The following is a 15420-nucleotide window of genomic DNA, read 5'->3' as shown; positions in this document are numbered from 1 at the left end:
CGGTGACGCCATGCGCGAAAGCGGCAGGGAGAGGGAGCGGATGAGCACGTTTCCGGCGAAGGCGCAGAAGCGCCCCCGCAGCGCCGGATTCACCTTTGTGGAACTGATGGTGGCGCTGTCACTGTTCGCCGCCGTCTCCCTCTTCGTCCTGCAGGCGTTCATCGGCGGCATGGCCCACGCCGGTCGTTCCAATGAAAACGCCGCGGCGACGACCCTGGCCATTCAGATCATGGAGCAGATCCGCGCCAGCGCCAACCCCTACGAGATGGTGGGGTACACCGACCTGCCCCGGACGCCGCTGCCGCTGCCGGCTCCCTACGCCGGGGTGGTCAATCCTTCGCCGCACGTCTTTGAGGTGGCGGTCGACGTGACCCGCGACGACAACCTTACGCTCACCACCGCCAGCGTGCAGATCTACCGGCCGGCGGACATAACGCCGTTCGTCACCCTGACCACCGTGCTCGATGACCAGTAGCCTCCCCCCCTTTTTCAGGGAGTCTGCCGCCGGGCACATCCGGGCATATATCCATGGCGGCTTTTCGGACCTTCAGGCACCCCGCCCGAGGCGGTGCGGCATGCTGTACGCGGGCAGCACGGGCGAAAGGAGGGTGGCCCGGTGAGCGCCAGGCAGCTCCGGCGAGGCCCCCGGGGAGCGACTTTGCTCGAGATCGTCATGGCGCTGGGGCTGTTTGCCCTGGCGGTAGGGGGAATCTACGCGTTGGTCGCCACCGGAGGGAAGTCGGCCCGCGTGACCAACGACTTCCTGCAGACGCAGGCGCAACTGCGGGCGGCGCTGGACAACGTGGTGGACGAGATTCGCTGGGCGCAGACCGTTACCGCCGCCAGCGGGACATCGGTGACCCTGCTCATCCCCCAGAACACGCCCTTCTCTGCAACGAGCCCCTACACGGTGACCTTCGCCTACGACGCCGCGGCCAGGACCATGACCCGTCAGGTCGACCCCGACGCCGGCGGGCCGGGGCTGCCCGGGCCGGCGGAGGCGCTGGCCTACTCGGTGGTGCAGGAGGACGGGAGCCCCGGCGTGGCCTTCGAGTACTTCGATGCCGGCGGGACCCCGCTGGGAGCGACGCCGCCGGACGTGGGAGCCATCGCCCGGGTGCGCCTGACCGTGACCACCACCCAGAACCAGGTCAGCCGGGTGTTCACCAGCGACGCCGCCCTGCGGGCGCGATAGGGGTCTACCCGAGAGAACATGGCGCAGCGAGGTTCCCCGAGAATCACACGCGATTCTCCGGGTGCTCCGGCGCTGGCCTCCACGGAGGCGAGGGAAGGATGAGCCGGCTGCGTGACCAGCGAGGACTGGCCATCGCCTCGGTGCTGCTGATGATCTTCGTGCTGGCGGTGCTGAGCGGGCTGGTCCTCTATCTTACGGGGAAGGAGATGGCCCTCACCGCCGCGCGGCGGGCGGGTGCGCAGAGCCTGTACATCGCCGAGGGCGGGGCGGTGAGCGCCCGTTCCGCCCTCCTGGCGCTGATGAACGCCGACCCCATCGGGGTGGCCACACTGGACTCCTCGCTGGGCGGTGGCGACCTGCTCGGTTTCTTCGCCGGCGGGAACCCGACGGCGCAGAACCCCTTCGGGCTGTTTGACTACATCGTCCTGGACGGGCAGCGCTACTCCATCGGGGCCACCCCGTCCACTGAATCCCTCACCTTCAACCTGAACTGGAACCTCCCCCAGGCGCACCGCAAGCTGGAGGTGGCCGCCGGCCCACCACCGGTCAACGCCCTGGGGAGCGGGCAGTACACGGCCACGGTGGTCATCTCCCGGCGCAAGGTGGCCCACCCATCCTGCCTGCCCGGCGAGGAGTGCTACATCCACAGGCTCGGCCCGGACGAGTACGAGTACTTCTTCACCTACAGCATCACCAGCGACGGCCAGATGCCGCCGCGGGCTCGCCGCCGGGTCACCCTGAGCCGCGACTTCAGCATCCGGATACGGCGGCAGAACTTCGCCCAGTACGCGCTCTTCACCGACGTGCACCTGACGCCGGGCGGGGGCGCGATCTGGTTCACCAGCCGCACCAGCTTTGACGGGCCGGTGCACACCAACGGGGAGTTCCGCTTCGCCTTCTTCCCCAAGTTTGGCACCCCTGACTCCGGAAGCCCCTGCGACCCCGCGCGCATCGCCACCACCCCCCTCACCAGCGTGAGCACGCGGGCCTGGTTCAACAACAACGGCAACCCCCGGGAGCTCAACGCCAACGAGAACGTGGTGGGCGGTGTGCGCCGCGACGCGCCGGTGGTGCCCGACTGCACCCCGACCAACTACGCCGACGACGCGGACAACCCGCCGGCCAACTTCACCCGGGGCGTGCCAGCCATTCCCCTGCCCACCAACGCCTACAGCCAGAAGGGAGTCTCTATCGGGCGCAACCCCAACGACACCTCCACCGTGACCAACTCTCAGATCAGGGGGGCCATCGCCGGGCTAACAAACAATGGCAACCCGGTGCCCAACGGCATCTACATCCCGGTAGCGGAGACGGACGGCGACGAGAATCCGGAGGACGGCGAGCCCATGGGGGGAGGCATCTACGTCCAGGGCGACCTGGACAGGCTCACGCTCAGCCTGGGCGGTCCCAGCAACAACCTGGCCGTATACACCCTGGTCCAGGGCTCGCAGACGGTGACCGTGACCGTGGACCGCCAGGCCGGGACGACGACGGTGACCAACAGCGCCTGGTCGCTCCCCCAGACCCGCACCTTCTCCGGTGTGCCCAAGGGCTGGCAGGGACCGGGCAGCGACAACGCCGCCATCATCTATGTCGAGGGAAACATCCTCTCCCTGTCCGGGATGCTGGAGGAGAAGGAGCAGACCACCATCGCCGCCTCCGGGCGCATCGACATCACCAACCACCTGCGCTACGAGGACCCCCCGGTTGTGACCGACCCTAACGATAACCCGCTGAACGTCCTGGGGATCTACTCCGCGGGTAGGGACATCCGCATCACCACTTCGGCGCCCAACAACCTGCAGATTCATGCCGTCCTGATGGCCGGAAGCGCCAGCGACTCCTACAACAGCTCGGTGAACGTGCAGAACTACAACTCGGGATCGCCCCGGGGGGCGGTCTACCTGATCGGAGGCCTCATCGAGGAGTACTACGGGGCGTTTGGAACCTTTGACCCGATCACGGGCAACCCGCGCACCGGCTACGGGCGTGAGTTCCGCTATGACCGTCGCATGAGCCGTGGCTTCTCGCCCCCCTACTTCCCCACCACCAACCGCTTTGAGATCTTCCAGGGGAGTCAGGGTCTGGCCGGGGTCCGCCCCGTGTGGCGGGAGGCCGGTCCGTGAGGCGGGATCGGGCGGCGGGATTTACCTTCCTGGAACTGATCGTCGTCCTGAGTCTGGTGGCCGTCTTGCTGGGCCTGGCCTTCAGCTCCTGGCGGGGGCACGTGGCGAAGCAGCGGCTGCGCTACGGGATCGTGCAGGTGGCCACCGGACTGCGGCAGGCCCAGGAGCGGGCCAAGGAGGCCAGGGTCCCGTACACGGTCACGTTTGTCGAGGACTCTTCCGCCTACACGATCGCCGGCGGCGGGTTCGTGGAGAACGCCACCATGCCGGATGGGGTTACCGCCGCGGACGACGACCTAGTCACCTTCTCCGCCTTCGGGCAGCCGGACGCCGCCCACACCATCACCCTGCGCAACAGCACCGGGGAGGGGACGGTGACGGTCAACGCCACCGGCGGCATCACCTACCAGACCCCCTAAGCGGCGGAACCTCTGGCCTCCCCGCGCGTTCCACCTATCGAGGTCGCCTTGACCCCCCTGTGGGGGGAGTGTTAGAGTGAGGCAAATCTTCGGAGGCGTTCCGTGACCACCCCACTGTCTGCCGTCCAGCAGGCGTCGGCCACGATGCGGCAGGTGCTCTACGAAGTCAAACGCGTCATCGTGGGCCAGGACCTGATGCTGGAGCGCATCCTGGTGGCGCTGCTGGCGCGGGGGCACGTCCTCATCGAGGGTGTCCCCGGACTGGCCAAGACCCTGGCCATCAAGACCACCGCCCGGGCCATTGACTGCCAGTTCAAGCGCATCCAGTTCACCCCCGACCTGGTTCCGGCCGACCTCATCGGCACCCGCATCTACAACCAGCACACCGGTACCTTCGACGTGGAGCTGGGGCCGGTCTTCGCCAACCTGGTCCTGGCCGACGAGATCAACCGTGCTCCGGCCAAGGTGCAGTCGGCGCTGCTGGAGGCAATGCAGGAGCGGCAGGTCACCATCGGCAAGCAGACCTTCCGTCTGCCCGAGCCCTTCCTGGTGCTGGCCACCCAGAACCCCATCGAGAGCGAGGGGACCTACCCGTTGCCCGAGGCGCAGGTGGATCGGTTCATGTTCAAGGTGGTGATCACTTACCCTTCCTACCACGAGGAGATGGACGTGGTGGAGCGGGTGACTACCAGCCTGCCCGAACTGGAGCCGGTGATCCACGCCGACGACCTGATGGCCATGCAGCGGCTGGCGGATACTATCTACGTCGACCCCAAGGTGATGGACTACGCGGTGACGCTGACTGCAGCCACACGCCGCCCCGGGGAGTTTGGGCTGTCCGGGATCGCCAGGTACATCGCCTACGGGGCCAGCCCGCGGGCTTCGGTGAACATGATCCTGGGAGCCAAGGCGCTGGCGCTGCTGCGGGGTCGGGAGTACGTCATGGTGGAGGATGTGCGGGACGTGGCTCCGGAAGTGCTGCGTCACCGGTTCGTCCTTTCCTACGAGGCCCTGGCCGACGAGGTCAGCCCGGACGCGCTGGTGGAGCGGATCCTGGAGGCCATCAGCGCACCGCGCGTGCACATCGGCGACCCGTACGAGGGGCGCGCCGGCGAGGTGGTACCGCCGCCCGCAGGCTAGGCCCGGGGCGCAGTGACTGCAGCCGGCGGAGCGTGGCCATGGTTGTGATGGAAACGCCGGAGAAGGTCCTCCGGCGCCTGGAGTTCAAGGTCGTCCGCCGCCTGGACGGGTTCCTCTTCGGCGACTACCGGGGCGTCTTCTACGGGCCCAGCCTGGACCTGGCCGAGGTCCGCGAGTACCAGCCCGGTGACGAGGTCAGGCGCATCGACTGGAACGTCACCGCCCGGATGAACCGTCTCTTCATCCGGCAGTACCTGGAGGAGCGTGAGCTCACTGCCTGGCTGCTGGTCGACCTTTCCCCCTCCATGGGCTTCGGCACGCGCCGCCACCTGAAGCGGGAGGTGGCGGCGGAGTTCGCGGGGGTCGCCGCCTACATCATCACCCGACACGGTGATAAGGTAGGCTGCCTGGCTTTTCCCGGCCGCCACCTGCCGGTGATCCCTCCACGGACGGGGCGGGTGCAGGCGCTGCGCATCCTGCAGTTGCTGCAGCGGGCGGCGGCGGGGGAGGGGGGCCTCACCGACCTGGGGGCAGCCCTGGGCCATGCCGCCCGGATGCTGCGCCGCCGCTCCCTGGTCTTCGTCGTAAGCGACTTCCTCTCCCGGCCGGGGTGGGACGGTCCGCTGCGCGACCTGGCAGGACGGCACGATGTCATCGCCGTCTGGGTGCGCGATCCCGCGGAGGAGGAGCTACCCGACGTGGGGCTCATCCCCATCCGCGACCCCGAGACTGGCCAGCAGGCCTGGGTGGACACCTCCGACCGCCGCGTGCGCGCCGCCTACCGGGAGCTGGTAGAGGGGCAGCAGGCGCAGATCAGGGAGACGTTGCGCCGCTCTAGGGTGGATACGCTGGAACTCTCCACCGCGGGGACCATGGTGGACCCCCTGGTGAAGTTCATCACCCACCGGAGGCAGCGAGGACGATGGCGTTCACCTGGCCGGTGATGCTGTGGGCCCTGGCGGCCCTGCCCCTGCTGCTGTGGGCCTATCTGGGGGTGCTGCGCCGTCAGCAGCGGATGAGGGAGCGGCTGGCGGATACCCGGCTCCTGGCGCACCTGGTCACGCCCCTTCCCCCCTGGCGCCGCCACCTCCCGGTGGGCATCTACCTGGTGGCGGTCCTGCTGCTGGTCCTGGCCATGGCCCGGCCCATTGCCGCCATCCCCCTGCCGGTGAATCGTGCGGCGGTGGTGGTGGCCATCGACACCAGCAAGAGCATGATCGCCGAGGACGTCAAGCCCAACCGGCTGGACGCGGCCAGGGGTGCGGCGCGGGAGCTCATCCGGGCCATGCCCGGGGGCGCCCGTATCGGGCTCGTTGCCTTCAGCGACTACGGCACCGTGCTGGTTCCCCCTTCTACCGACCGTCAGGCGCTGGTGGAGGCCCTGGACCGACTGCAACCGCAGCAGGCCACCTCGGTGGGCTCGGCGATCCTGGAGGCGTTGCGCGTCCTGCCGCTGCGCAAGGAGTTCCTGGGCGACCGGCTGGAGCGGCTGCGCGGGCCGGTGCCGCAGGCAAACCCTCTGTTCCCGTCCCCTCTGCCCGCTCCGACCCCAACCCCGACCCCAGGCCCGCCGACTGCACCCCCCTCGGTGAAGGACCTCCCGCCGGCGGCCATCCTTATCTTCTCCGATGGGGTGTCCAACCTGGGGGCCGATCCCCGTGCCGCAGCCGCACTCGCCGCCGAGGCCAGGGTGAAGATCTACGCCGTCGGCCTGGGGCAGCAGGGCGGCTCGGTGATGACCTACCAGAACCAGCTGGTGCTGGTGCCGTTTAATCCCGTACTGCTCCAGGAGGTGGCCCGTCAGACGGGCGGGGAATACTTCAGTGCGGCCAACCTGGAAGAGCTGCGCCGCATCTACCGGCAGCTCGGCCGGGCCATCGGCTGGGAGCGGCGGCGCACCGAGCTGACCTCGCTCGCGGCAGGGGCGGCGGGGCTACTGATGCTGAGCGGCGGGCTGCTTTCAATGCTGTGGTTCCGGCGGCTGCCATGACCCCGACCTTCCTCTGGCCAGCGTTGCTCTGGGGGTTGCTCCTGGTGCCCCTGCTACTCCTGGGCTACCTGCACCTGCAGCGGCGGCCGGCGCCCAGCCCCGTGGCCTTTCCCAACGTCCCGCTGCTGACGGCGGCGATGGCCCGGGGCCGCGGCATCCGGCGGCACCTCCCCGCCCTGCTTTACCTCTGCGCGGTGACCCTCCTCCTGGCGGCCCTGGCCCGCCCGGTGGCACCGCTGCCGGTGCCCTCCACCAAGAACACGGTGGTCCTCTCCATCGATGTCAGCCGGAGCATGCTGGCGCAGGACATCTCCCCCAACCGCATGGAAGCGGCGAAGGCCGCGGCCAAGGACTTCGTCCGCGCCCTCCCGGCAGGACTGAAGGTGGGCCTGGTCACGTTCAGCTCCTACGCCACGCTGATCGTTGCCCCCACGGCCGACCACGCCCGAGTGCTGGACGCCATCGACATCCTGGCCACGGAGTTCGCCACCGCCATCGGTGACGGCCTGCTGGAGGCGGTGTGGGCGCTGCCCGGCCGCACCCGCCCGGCTGACCCCTCCACGCCTGCCTCGCCGCCCGCCGGGCCGCTCCCGCCGGGGACGGTGGTGCTCCTCTCCGACGGGCAGAGCAACCGGGGAGCGCTGCCACACGATGCGGCCCGGGTCGCCCGAGAGCAGCAGGTGAAGGTCTACACTATTGGTGTGGGCACGCCGGAGGGGACCTTCCTCAATCTCGGAGGGCGCTCCATCTGGGTGCGCCTGGACGAAGAGACCCTGAAGGAAGTGGCGGAAATCACCGGGGGATCGTACTTCCGTACGACCTCGGCGGCTGCCCTGCGCCGGGCCTACCGCCATCTGGGCAGAGTAATCGGGTGGGAGCGCCGCCCCACCGAGGTGACCGGTCTGGCCGCGGGAGGCGCGGGCGTCCTCCTGGTGAGCGCGCTCCTGCTTTCCTTCCTGGCAGTGCGGCGGGTGGCCTGAAGGCCTACGCTCTGAAGGCATGCGGAGCTGTCTGATCGTCTCTCTCCTGCTGGTGGGTGCCCTGGGGGCGGTGGCTGTTGCTCCAGCCGTCGCGCAGAGCGGCCACGTGGGCGCCGACGCCTTCGAGGTCGCCTATCTCTTCGTCACCCGGGAGTACCTGCGCCCGGTGCCGTCCCGCGACCTCTTGCAGGGCGCGGTGGCGGGGCTGGCGGCGTACCTGCGCAACCGAGGGCTTCCGCCGCAGCCCATCACCCTCAGCGGGCAGGACGGCCGCGACCTGGAGGCCGTGCGTGCCGCGGTGATAGCCGTCGGGCGGCGCCTGGGCTCGGCAGCGGCAGAGCGCGAGGCAGGCTATGCCGCCATCGACGGGATGCTCCGGGTGCTGGGGGATCCCTTCACCCGGCTGCTCTTGCCCGGCAGCGGTCGGGGGGAGGTTAGGCCCGGAGGCTACAGCGGGGTGGGCGTCGTCCTGGACCTGGAGGTGCGCCCGCCGGTGGTCGTGGAGGTGGTGGAGGGCAGTCCGGCGCAGCGGGCCGGGCTGCGGCGGGGCGACCTGATTCTGGAGATCGACGGCCGCTCCACCATCACCATGCCACCGCAGGAGGTGGTCAGCCGCCTGCGCGGCCTTCCCGGGACCTCTGTGGTCGTCCGTGTGCGCCGGTCCGGCGGCGAGCTGACCGTCACGCTGGTGCGGGAGCTCATCGGGTTGCGGCAGACGGCGTTCCGCCTGTGGGGGACGGTGGGCTACCTGCGGGTGGAGGAGTTCACCGAGGGGGCGGGGGAGGAGGTGGCTGCGGTTGCCGCGGAGCTGCAACGCCGCGGGGCGCTCGGGATCATCCTGGACCTGCGGGGCAATCCCGGCGGGTTTCTGGACGAGGCCGTGGTCGCAACCAGCGTCTTTCTGCCGCAGGGGCCGGTGACGATACTGGTGGGCAGGGATGGCCGGCGCACCCGGCTGGATGCCAGCGCCGGCGGCTTCAAGTTCACAGGGCCGGTGGCGGTCCTGGTAGACGGGCGCACGGCCAGCGCGGCCGAGATGGTAGCCGGTGCCCTGCAGGACGCCGGCCGCCTGGTGGTGGGCAGGCGCACCTTCGGCAAGGGGACGGTGCAGGAGCTGCGGCGCCTCCCCGGTGGCGCGGTGCTGCAGCTGACGGTGGCGCAGTACCTCACTCCCAGCGGTGTGCCGGTGGAGGGCCGTGGGATCGTCCCACAGGTGGAAGTGGAGACGGACGAGGCCACCTTTGGCACAGACGAGGACCCTCTCATCCAGACAGCCCGGCGCTGGCTGGAGACCCGGGTGGGCGCCCTTGCGCTGCTGGCTGCCTGAGACCAGGGGGCCCAGGTGCTGATGGTATACTGTGTGAAGGCCCGAGGGGCCCGTAGCTCAGTGGAGAGAGCCGCCGACTTCTAATCGGCTGGGCGGGGGTTCGATTCCCTCCGGGCCCGCCACCCCGGCTGAGCTCATTGCTGCCTCTCCAGCCGCGCTGACGAGGGCCCAGAGTTGGCCGCCGGGCGGCTCGTTCGTACCCAACAGCCTGGTCAGGCGGGGACGGCGATCACCCGCCCCGACCTACTGGGGCGGCAGGACGTTGATGGCGCCCACTTGCCCCTTGGCCGCATGGTCGGAGACGCCGCAGATGAAGGGGAATGACCCCCGCACGCTGGCCACAAATTCCACCTCAATCTGCTTGCCTGGCTCCACGGCAAAGAAACGCCGCCCCTCGGCGGTACCCTGACGGAAGACGTCTCCGCGGGCGGTCACCGGCACCACCGTGAACAGCTGCGCGGCGATGCTGTGGTTGCGCCCCTCGGCATCTGCGTTAACCACCTGCAGCACCACCGTCTCACCGCTGTGCACCTGGATCAGGCTCGGCTCGAACTTGTAGGATGTGGCCACTACGCGGATCACTCGCTTTGCCTGCGCCTGCGCCGGCACTCCGGCGATGGCCGCAAGAATCAGCACCCCGGCGCACAGACTCAGGGCGATCCCCCGAACTCTCATGTCCTCCCTCCAGTCCGGCCTCGTGGGGTGTCGGGTCTCGTGGGGCCGTCGTTGACGATCCACAGATACGGAATGACTGTAACGGCCGTGTCAAAGGGCGCGGCCCAGACAGGAACCGCAGGGCACCGGTCGAAGGGTCTACGCAGCTGCGGCGCCGGGCATATACCCATGGTCACCGATCCTCTCATGACACCGGTCGCGCAGGCAGCCCGAGTACCTCGGCGCGCGGACCGCCTCGCCCTCTGGCGGCTCTACCTCCCCCATGGGGCTGAGCTGCTCCCGGCGCAGTATGCCCGTACGCGCGACCCGGGGCTGCGTGAGCGCATCCTCGCCGCCTACGCGCCGCTCATCGAGCGGGCCCTGCTGGACTTTGCCTCCGCCGGCGCCCCCGAGGAGGATCTCCGCCAGGTGGGTTACATCGGCCTGCTCACTGCGCTGGAGCTCTTCGACCCCTCGCGGGGGACGAAGTTTAGGACCTACGCCAACCACCTCATCCGGGGAGAGATCTTCCACTACCTCCGCGACCAGCGGGACATCATCCGCCAGCCGCGGTGGCTGCGTCGCCTCAACCGGCAGATTGAGGCCGAGGTGGCCCACACACTGAGCGAGGAAGGGCGGTATCCCGGTCTGGAGGAGCTGGCCGTCCGCCTCAACATCCGGGAGGAGGGTCTGCGGGAGCTGCTGAAGACGCGCGAGGCGGTGCGCACGGTGTCCCTGGACGCCGCAGACGATGAGGAGCAGGTGCAGTTCGACCACCGGCGCATCCGGCACCGTGCCTACATCTCGTTTCACCTGCCCATTGAGGACAAGATCGTGCTCTACCAGGCCCTGGAGCGCCTCAGTCTGCTGCAGCGGCGCGTGATCTACTACCTCTTCTTCGGTGGTCTGACCCAGGGGGAGGCGGCCCGACGCATCGGGATCTCCCAGAAGCACGTATCCCGAATCCTGGCGCAGTCCCTGGCCCGGCTGCGGGCGCTAGTGGGTGGCTAGAAGTCTGCCGCGTCTCCTTCCAGGCCCTGAAGGTGGCAGGTGTCGTTGAGCAGGACCACCGCCAGGCGGTCTACTTCCCCCTCGAGCACATTGAGGCACCCGGTATCCTGCCGGATGCGCCAGAAACCTTCCGCTCCAATCCCCAGCGCGGCGCAGAGCAGCAGCTTGTTCACCACCCGGTGCGCCACGACGGCCACGGTGGCCGCCGGGAGGGACCGGGCGATCTCCCGCAGCGCGGCGGCGACTCGCTGCTGCACCTCCGCCAGCGACTCTCCTCCTGGCGGACGGACCCGGTGGGGCTCGGCCAGCCAGCGGGCGTAGAGATCCGGGTACTGGGCGCGAACCGTTTCCTCGGGCTTGCCCTCCCACTCGCCGTAACTCATGTCCGTCAGGTCCTCCACTACCCGAGGTGGATGCGCATCCGGCGGGCAGAGGATCCGCGCGCTGGTGAGAGCCCTCTGCAGCGGGCTGGTGTAGACGCGCGCCGGACGTTCTGCGGCCACGCGTGCCGCCAGGGCCTCCATCTGCCTGATCCCGGTGGGGCTGAGGGGGATGTCCACCCGCCCGCGGAAGATTCCGCGCCGGTTCCACTCCGTCTGCCCGTGGCGGATGAGCAGGATGCGAGGCATGGGGCAGCTAGTGCCAGAAACCGGACACCCCTCCGGAGGGACTCCCCGGACCGTACCTGCGCAGGCCCAGGTCCACCAGATCGCCCATGGGTGCGGTGAACCCCGTGGCGGTGATCACCGCGTCCGCCTCGGAAGTGAAGGCCCTATCTGTGCTCTCCGGCAGGAAGCCGTCCTGCCCGGCCAGGGTGTTGACGATGGCCCCTCGCTGGTCCATCGGAAACCTGCCTCCGGGGAAGGCATGTCCTGAAGAAGAATGCGAAAGGCGCAGCCCGTGTGCCACGCCCCGTCGGTGGTTCACTGGGGTGACCGACGGGACTTGAACCCGCGACCTCCTGGGCCACAGCCAGGCGCTCTTCCAAGCTGAGCTACGGCCACCGCGTCCGGCTCATTCTATCACGTGGCGGAGGGACCGGGCCATGGCCGCGGGAGGCCGGAACGAGCCTGCCCGTGACCGCCGCCGTGGGCCTTGCGCAGCCAGGGCAATCCCGCGACCACAAAAGTCAGGGGGCGGGCCGTACTGGCCCGCCCCCCGGGGGAGTGGGGGGTGGGGGTTAGAACTCCTCCTCCATGCCGCCCGCACCGGGTGTGGGCGGGGCGGCCTTCTTCTTCTCCCGCTTCTCTACCACCAGCGCCTCCGTGGTCAGCAGCAGCCCGGCGACGCTGGCCGCGTTCTGCAGGGCCAGGCGGACCACCTTGGTGGGGTCGACCACGCCGGCCTTGACCAGGTCGGTGAACTCGCCCTTGAGGACCTCGTAGCCGATCCGCCCGGTCTCGTGCTTCAGCCGCTCCACAATCAGGCTGCCCTCCGCGCCGGCGTTGGCCGCCAGCTGCCGGGCGGGCTCCTCCAGCGCGCGGCGGACCAGGGAGACCCCGATGGCCTCGTCGCCCGGGGCTTCCACCTTGGCCAGGGCGTCCAGAGCGCGGACGTAGGAGACACCGCCGCCCGGGACGATCCCCTCCTCCACCGCCGCCTTGGTGGCGTTAAGGGCGTCCTCGAAGCGGTGCTTCTTCTCCTTCATCTCCGTCTCGGTGGCCGCCCCCACCTTGATCTCGGCTACCCCTCCGGCCAGCTTGGCCAGGCGCTCCTGCAGCTTCTCCCGGTCGTAGTCACTGGTGGTCTCCTCGATCTCCTTCTTGATCTGGGCGATGCGGCCCTGGATGTCCTTGCGGTCCCCCTTGCCGCCGATGATGGTTGTGTCCTCCTTGTCGGCCTTCACCCGGTCGGCGCGGCCCAGCATGTCCATCTCCACGTTCTCCAGCTTGATGCCGATGTCGTCGGAGATGACCTTGCCGCCGGTGAGCACAGCCATGTCCTGCAGCATGGCCTTGCGCCGGTCGCCGTAGCCGGGGGCCTTCACCGCCAGGCTGTGCAGCACGCCGCGCAGCTTGTTCACCACCAGCGTGGCCAGGGCCTCGCCTTCCACGTCCTCGGCGATGACCACCAGAGGCTTGCCGTGGCGGATCACCTTCTCCATGATGGGGACGATGTCACGGGCGGAGGAGATCTTCTTGTCGGTGAGCAGGATGAAGGGCTCCTCCAGCACCGCCTCCATCTTGTCGGGGTCGGTGATGAAGTAAGGGGAGATGTAGCCGCGGTCGAACTGCATCCCCTCCACGACCTCCACCGTGGTCTCGATGCCCTTGCCCTCCTCAATGGTGATCACGCCGTCTTTGCCCACCTTGTCCATGGCGTCGGCAATGATCTCCCCGATCTCGGGATCGTTGGCGGCGATGCCGGCCACGTGGGCGATGTCCTCATGCCCTTCCACCTGGATGGAGCTGCTCTTCAGGTGCTCCACCACGCGGTCCACCGCCTTGTCGATGCCGCGCTTGAGCAGCATAGGGTTGGCCCCGGCGGCGACGTTCTTCAGGCCCTCCCGCACCATTGCCCAGGCCAGGACCGTGGCCGTGGTGGTCCCGTCCCCGGCGGCGTCGTTGGTCTTGCTGGCCACCTCCTTGACCAGCTGCGCCCCCATGTTCTCGTAGGGGTCCTCCAGCTCGATTTCCTTGGCCACGGTGACGCCGTCCTTGGTGATAGTGGGGGAGCCCCACTTTTTTTCCAGCACCACGTTGCGGCCCTTCGGGCCCAGCGTCACGCGCACCGCGCTGGCAACCTTCTCCACACCACGCTCCAGCGCACGGCGCGCGTTTTCGTCGTAGAGCAGCAGCTTTGCCGGCATTTGCCCTAACCCTCCTGTCGGTGAAGTTGGAAATACTGAGTTAGCACTCTCGGGTGCGGAGTGCTAGTTTCCTTACCTAATAGTGCGAGGGGCGCATGGGGAAATCAACAGGGCTCACAGAGACACCTCAGGCGGTTTCAGGGCCGTGTCTGGTGTATTTCGCATTATTGCTTCGAATTTCTCGCCCTTGCTTGTGGTTTCGTGGTCTCCCCTCCAGGAGGAGATGGCGATTGCGTCGAATCAGGTGGCGGGCAACGCTATGCGCGCCTGGCAGATTCCTCTGGCCGTCATCCTGGTGATCACCGGGTTCCTCGCCGTGTCCCAGTGGCGCGCCGGCCGGCCGCTACGCGCCCAGGCGGAGCTGCCCACCCAGCGCGTGGAGCAGCTGGCCGCCTTGCTCAAGCAGCAGGATGAGGCGCGGCGGGCGCTGGAGGCGGAGATCCGACGGCTGCGGGAGCGGGTGGCGTCCTACCAGCGGGCGGTGGGAGAGGGCCGGGGGGCGGCGGAGACCATGGCTCAGGAGGTGGCGCAGCTGCGTCTGGTCCTCGGCATGACCCCGGTAGAGGGACCGGGCGTGGTGGTGCGTCTGCGGCGCGGAGGGGTGCTTGGGGGGATCCTCCCCGTGCAGACCCGGGCAACCGACCTGGCGGGGCTGGTCAACGAACTCTGGTCCGCCGGAGCTGAGGCGGTGGCAGTGAACGGCGTGCGCGTGCTGGCCACTACGGGGTTTCGTGATGGCGACGACGCTGTGGTGGTGGGGGAGCGGATGGTCCGGCCGCCCTTCGTCATCGCCGCCATCGGCGAGCCCCTGACGCTGCAGACCGCGCTCAACCTCAGGGGCGGCTTCGTCGAGGGGCTGCGCTCGATCGGCCTGCGGGTGACCGTGGAGCGCCGCGACCGGCTCCGGCTGCCCGCACATCAGGGGGGGCTGCGCTACCGGTACGCGCGGCCCACAACGACCCGGTGAGCATGGCGGAACCGCGGCCCCGCCGGATGGGGTCTACTTGTCCTCCCGGCGGTTGTGACCGCGGTCCCGAATCCCGTCCTGGAGAGACCACCGCCCTTGCGCCGGGGCGGGCGTTGCGTGGTCTTGGTGTATCGCCCCGGCGTTGCGGTCAAGCCCTCTTCGAGACGGGAAATCAGTATGGCAAGGACGTCCCCTGCTGTCAATCGGTCACGAGGGGGAAGTCTTCCCCTCGGGGGAATGATGCCCGGAAGGCGCGGGGCTAGAACGGGTAGGCCAGTGGCAGGACGACCAGCATCAGCGCCAGCAGGAGGAGGACCAGCGGCAGCCCCGCACGCACGTAGTCCTGCAGGCGGTAACCCCCCGGCGCCATCACCATAAGCATGACCGGGTTGCTGAAGGGCGTGAGCAACCCCAGCCCCGTGGCGGCAATGATGGCCATGGCGAAGGGCAGCGCGGAGGTGTGCAGTGTAGAGGCGGCATCGATGGCCAGCGGCGCCAGGACCACGGGCAGGATCAGGCTGGGCACGAAGTGACCGATGGCTGTGGCCGCCAGGAGGATGGCAGCCAGCGTGCCCAGGGAGTTGCCGCCCATCAGGCGGATGAGCGCTGCGGCCAGTAACGATGCAGCGCCCGTCTGCTCCATGACCACCCCGGTCGGGATCATGGCGCCGATCAGGATCAGGCTGCGCCAGTCGATGGCGTGGTAGGCCTCCTCCATGGTCAGCCCGCCGCTCAGGACGATGATGCCGGCGGCTAGCGCTGCAGCCAGCGCCACCGGCATCCCGGCCAGCGTCAGCACCAC

16 protein-coding genes and 2 tRNA genes are annotated in these 15420 nt (G+C 69.0%); 12 read left to right on the top strand and 6 right to left on the bottom strand.

Translation table 11 applies throughout. From position 1 onward, the window contains the following. Positions 1-40: 40 nt before the first annotated feature. The 10 genes from QN152_08220 to QN152_08175 all read left to right on the top strand — a co-directional run bounded on the left by QN152_08220 (position 41) and on the right by QN152_08175 (position 9299). Positions 41-475: a prepilin-type N-terminal cleavage/methylation domain-containing protein gene (locus tag QN152_08220; protein ID MDR7539498.1), complete on the top strand. Its 435-nt coding sequence runs from the start codon at positions 41-43 to the stop codon at positions 473-475. 141 nt (positions 476-616) lie between these two features. Next, positions 617-1195, top strand: coding sequence for a hypothetical protein (locus QN152_08215; protein ID MDR7539497.1), 579 nt, complete (start codon positions 617-619; stop codon positions 1193-1195). Positions 1196-1293: 98 nt separating this feature from the next. Continuing rightward, entirely contained in the window at positions 1294-3321 is a 2028-nt protein-coding gene (locus QN152_08210) for a DUF4900 domain-containing protein (GenBank protein ID MDR7539496.1), read from the top strand. Further along, positions 3318-3740, top strand: a complete 423-nt coding sequence (locus QN152_08205) for a prepilin-type N-terminal cleavage/methylation domain-containing protein (GenBank protein MDR7539495.1) — start codon at positions 3318-3320, stop codon at positions 3738-3740. The genes QN152_08210 and QN152_08205 overlap by 4 nt, the downstream gene beginning before the upstream one ends. Positions 3741-3884: 144 nt before the next feature. After that, entirely contained in the window at positions 3885-4880 is a 996-nt protein-coding gene (locus QN152_08200) for an AAA family ATPase (GenBank protein MDR7539494.1), read from the top strand. A gap of 38 nt (positions 4881-4918) precedes the next feature. Further along, positions 4919-5824, top strand: coding sequence for a DUF58 domain-containing protein (locus QN152_08195; GenBank protein MDR7539493.1), 906 nt, complete (start codon positions 4919-4921; stop codon positions 5822-5824). Then, the gene (locus QN152_08190) at positions 5803-6870 is read left to right on the top strand and encodes a VWA domain-containing protein (protein ID MDR7539492.1); all 1068 of its coding nucleotides are present in this window, start codon (positions 5803-5805) and stop codon (positions 6868-6870) included. The genes QN152_08195 and QN152_08190 overlap by 22 nt, the downstream gene beginning before the upstream one ends. Further along, positions 6867-7850 (top strand): VWA domain-containing protein, encoded by a 984-nt coding sequence (locus QN152_08185; GenBank protein ID MDR7539491.1) that lies wholly within the window; start codon positions 6867-6869, stop codon positions 7848-7850. The genes QN152_08190 and QN152_08185 overlap by 4 nt, the downstream gene beginning before the upstream one ends. A gap of 19 nt (positions 7851-7869) precedes the next feature. Then, the gene (locus QN152_08180; GenBank protein MDR7539490.1) at positions 7870-9177 is read left to right on the top strand and encodes a S41 family peptidase; all 1308 of its coding nucleotides are present in this window, start codon (positions 7870-7872) and stop codon (positions 9175-9177) included. 46 nt (positions 9178-9223) lie between these two features. Then, positions 9224-9299, top strand: a tRNA-Arg gene (locus tag QN152_08175). 121 nt (positions 9300-9420) lie between these two features. Here the strand turns inward: QN152_08175 and QN152_08170 are convergent. After that, positions 9421-9852 carry a cupredoxin domain-containing protein gene (locus tag QN152_08170; protein ID MDR7539489.1) on the bottom strand — a complete coding sequence of 144 codons (432 nt, stop codon included), beginning with the start codon at positions 9850-9852 and terminating at the stop codon, positions 9421-9423. A 186-nt stretch (positions 9853-10038) separates the two neighbouring features. On the opposite strand from QN152_08170, the gene QN152_08165 reads away from it, so the two are divergent. Further along, positions 10039-10842, top strand: a complete 804-nt coding sequence (locus QN152_08165) for a sigma-70 family RNA polymerase sigma factor (protein ID MDR7539488.1) — start codon at positions 10039-10041, stop codon at positions 10840-10842. Here QN152_08165 and QN152_08160 read toward each other — a convergent pair. From QN152_08160 to groL, 4 genes are all read right to left on the bottom strand, one after another. Further along, complete coding sequence (locus tag QN152_08160) at positions 10839-11471, bottom strand: histidine phosphatase family protein (protein ID MDR7539487.1); 633 nt, start codon at positions 11469-11471, stop codon at positions 10839-10841. The two genes, QN152_08165 and QN152_08160, sit on opposite strands and share 4 nt — an antisense overlap. A gap of 7 nt (positions 11472-11478) precedes the next feature. Continuing rightward, positions 11479-11685, bottom strand: a complete 207-nt coding sequence (locus tag QN152_08155; GenBank protein ID MDR7539486.1) for a hypothetical protein — start codon at positions 11683-11685, stop codon at positions 11479-11481. Between the two features lie 84 nt (positions 11686-11769). Next, positions 11770-11846, bottom strand: a tRNA-His gene (locus tag QN152_08150). A gap of 176 nt (positions 11847-12022) precedes the next feature. Beyond that, complete coding sequence (gene groL, locus QN152_08145) at positions 12023-13651, bottom strand: chaperonin GroEL (protein MDR7539485.1); 1629 nt, start codon at positions 13649-13651, stop codon at positions 12023-12025. Positions 13652-13874: 223 nt separating this feature from the next. On the opposite strand from groL, the gene QN152_08140 reads away from it, so the two are divergent. Next, positions 13875-14618, top strand: a complete 744-nt coding sequence (locus QN152_08140; GenBank protein MDR7539484.1) for a DUF881 domain-containing protein — start codon at positions 13875-13877, stop codon at positions 14616-14618. Between the two features lie 259 nt (positions 14619-14877). On the opposite strand, the gene QN152_08135 is transcribed toward QN152_08140, so the two are convergent. Next, the coding region (locus QN152_08135) for an SLC13 family permease (GenBank protein ID MDR7539483.1) at positions 14878-15420 on the bottom strand (543 nt) is incomplete at its 5' end.

It is taken from the genome of Armatimonadota bacterium, from assembly GCA_031459715.1.
GTDB lineage: Bacteria > Sysuimicrobiota > Sysuimicrobiia > Sysuimicrobiales > Humicultoraceae > Humicultor > Humicultor tengchongensis.
This window is presented reverse-complemented; position numbering and strand designations above follow the sequence as displayed.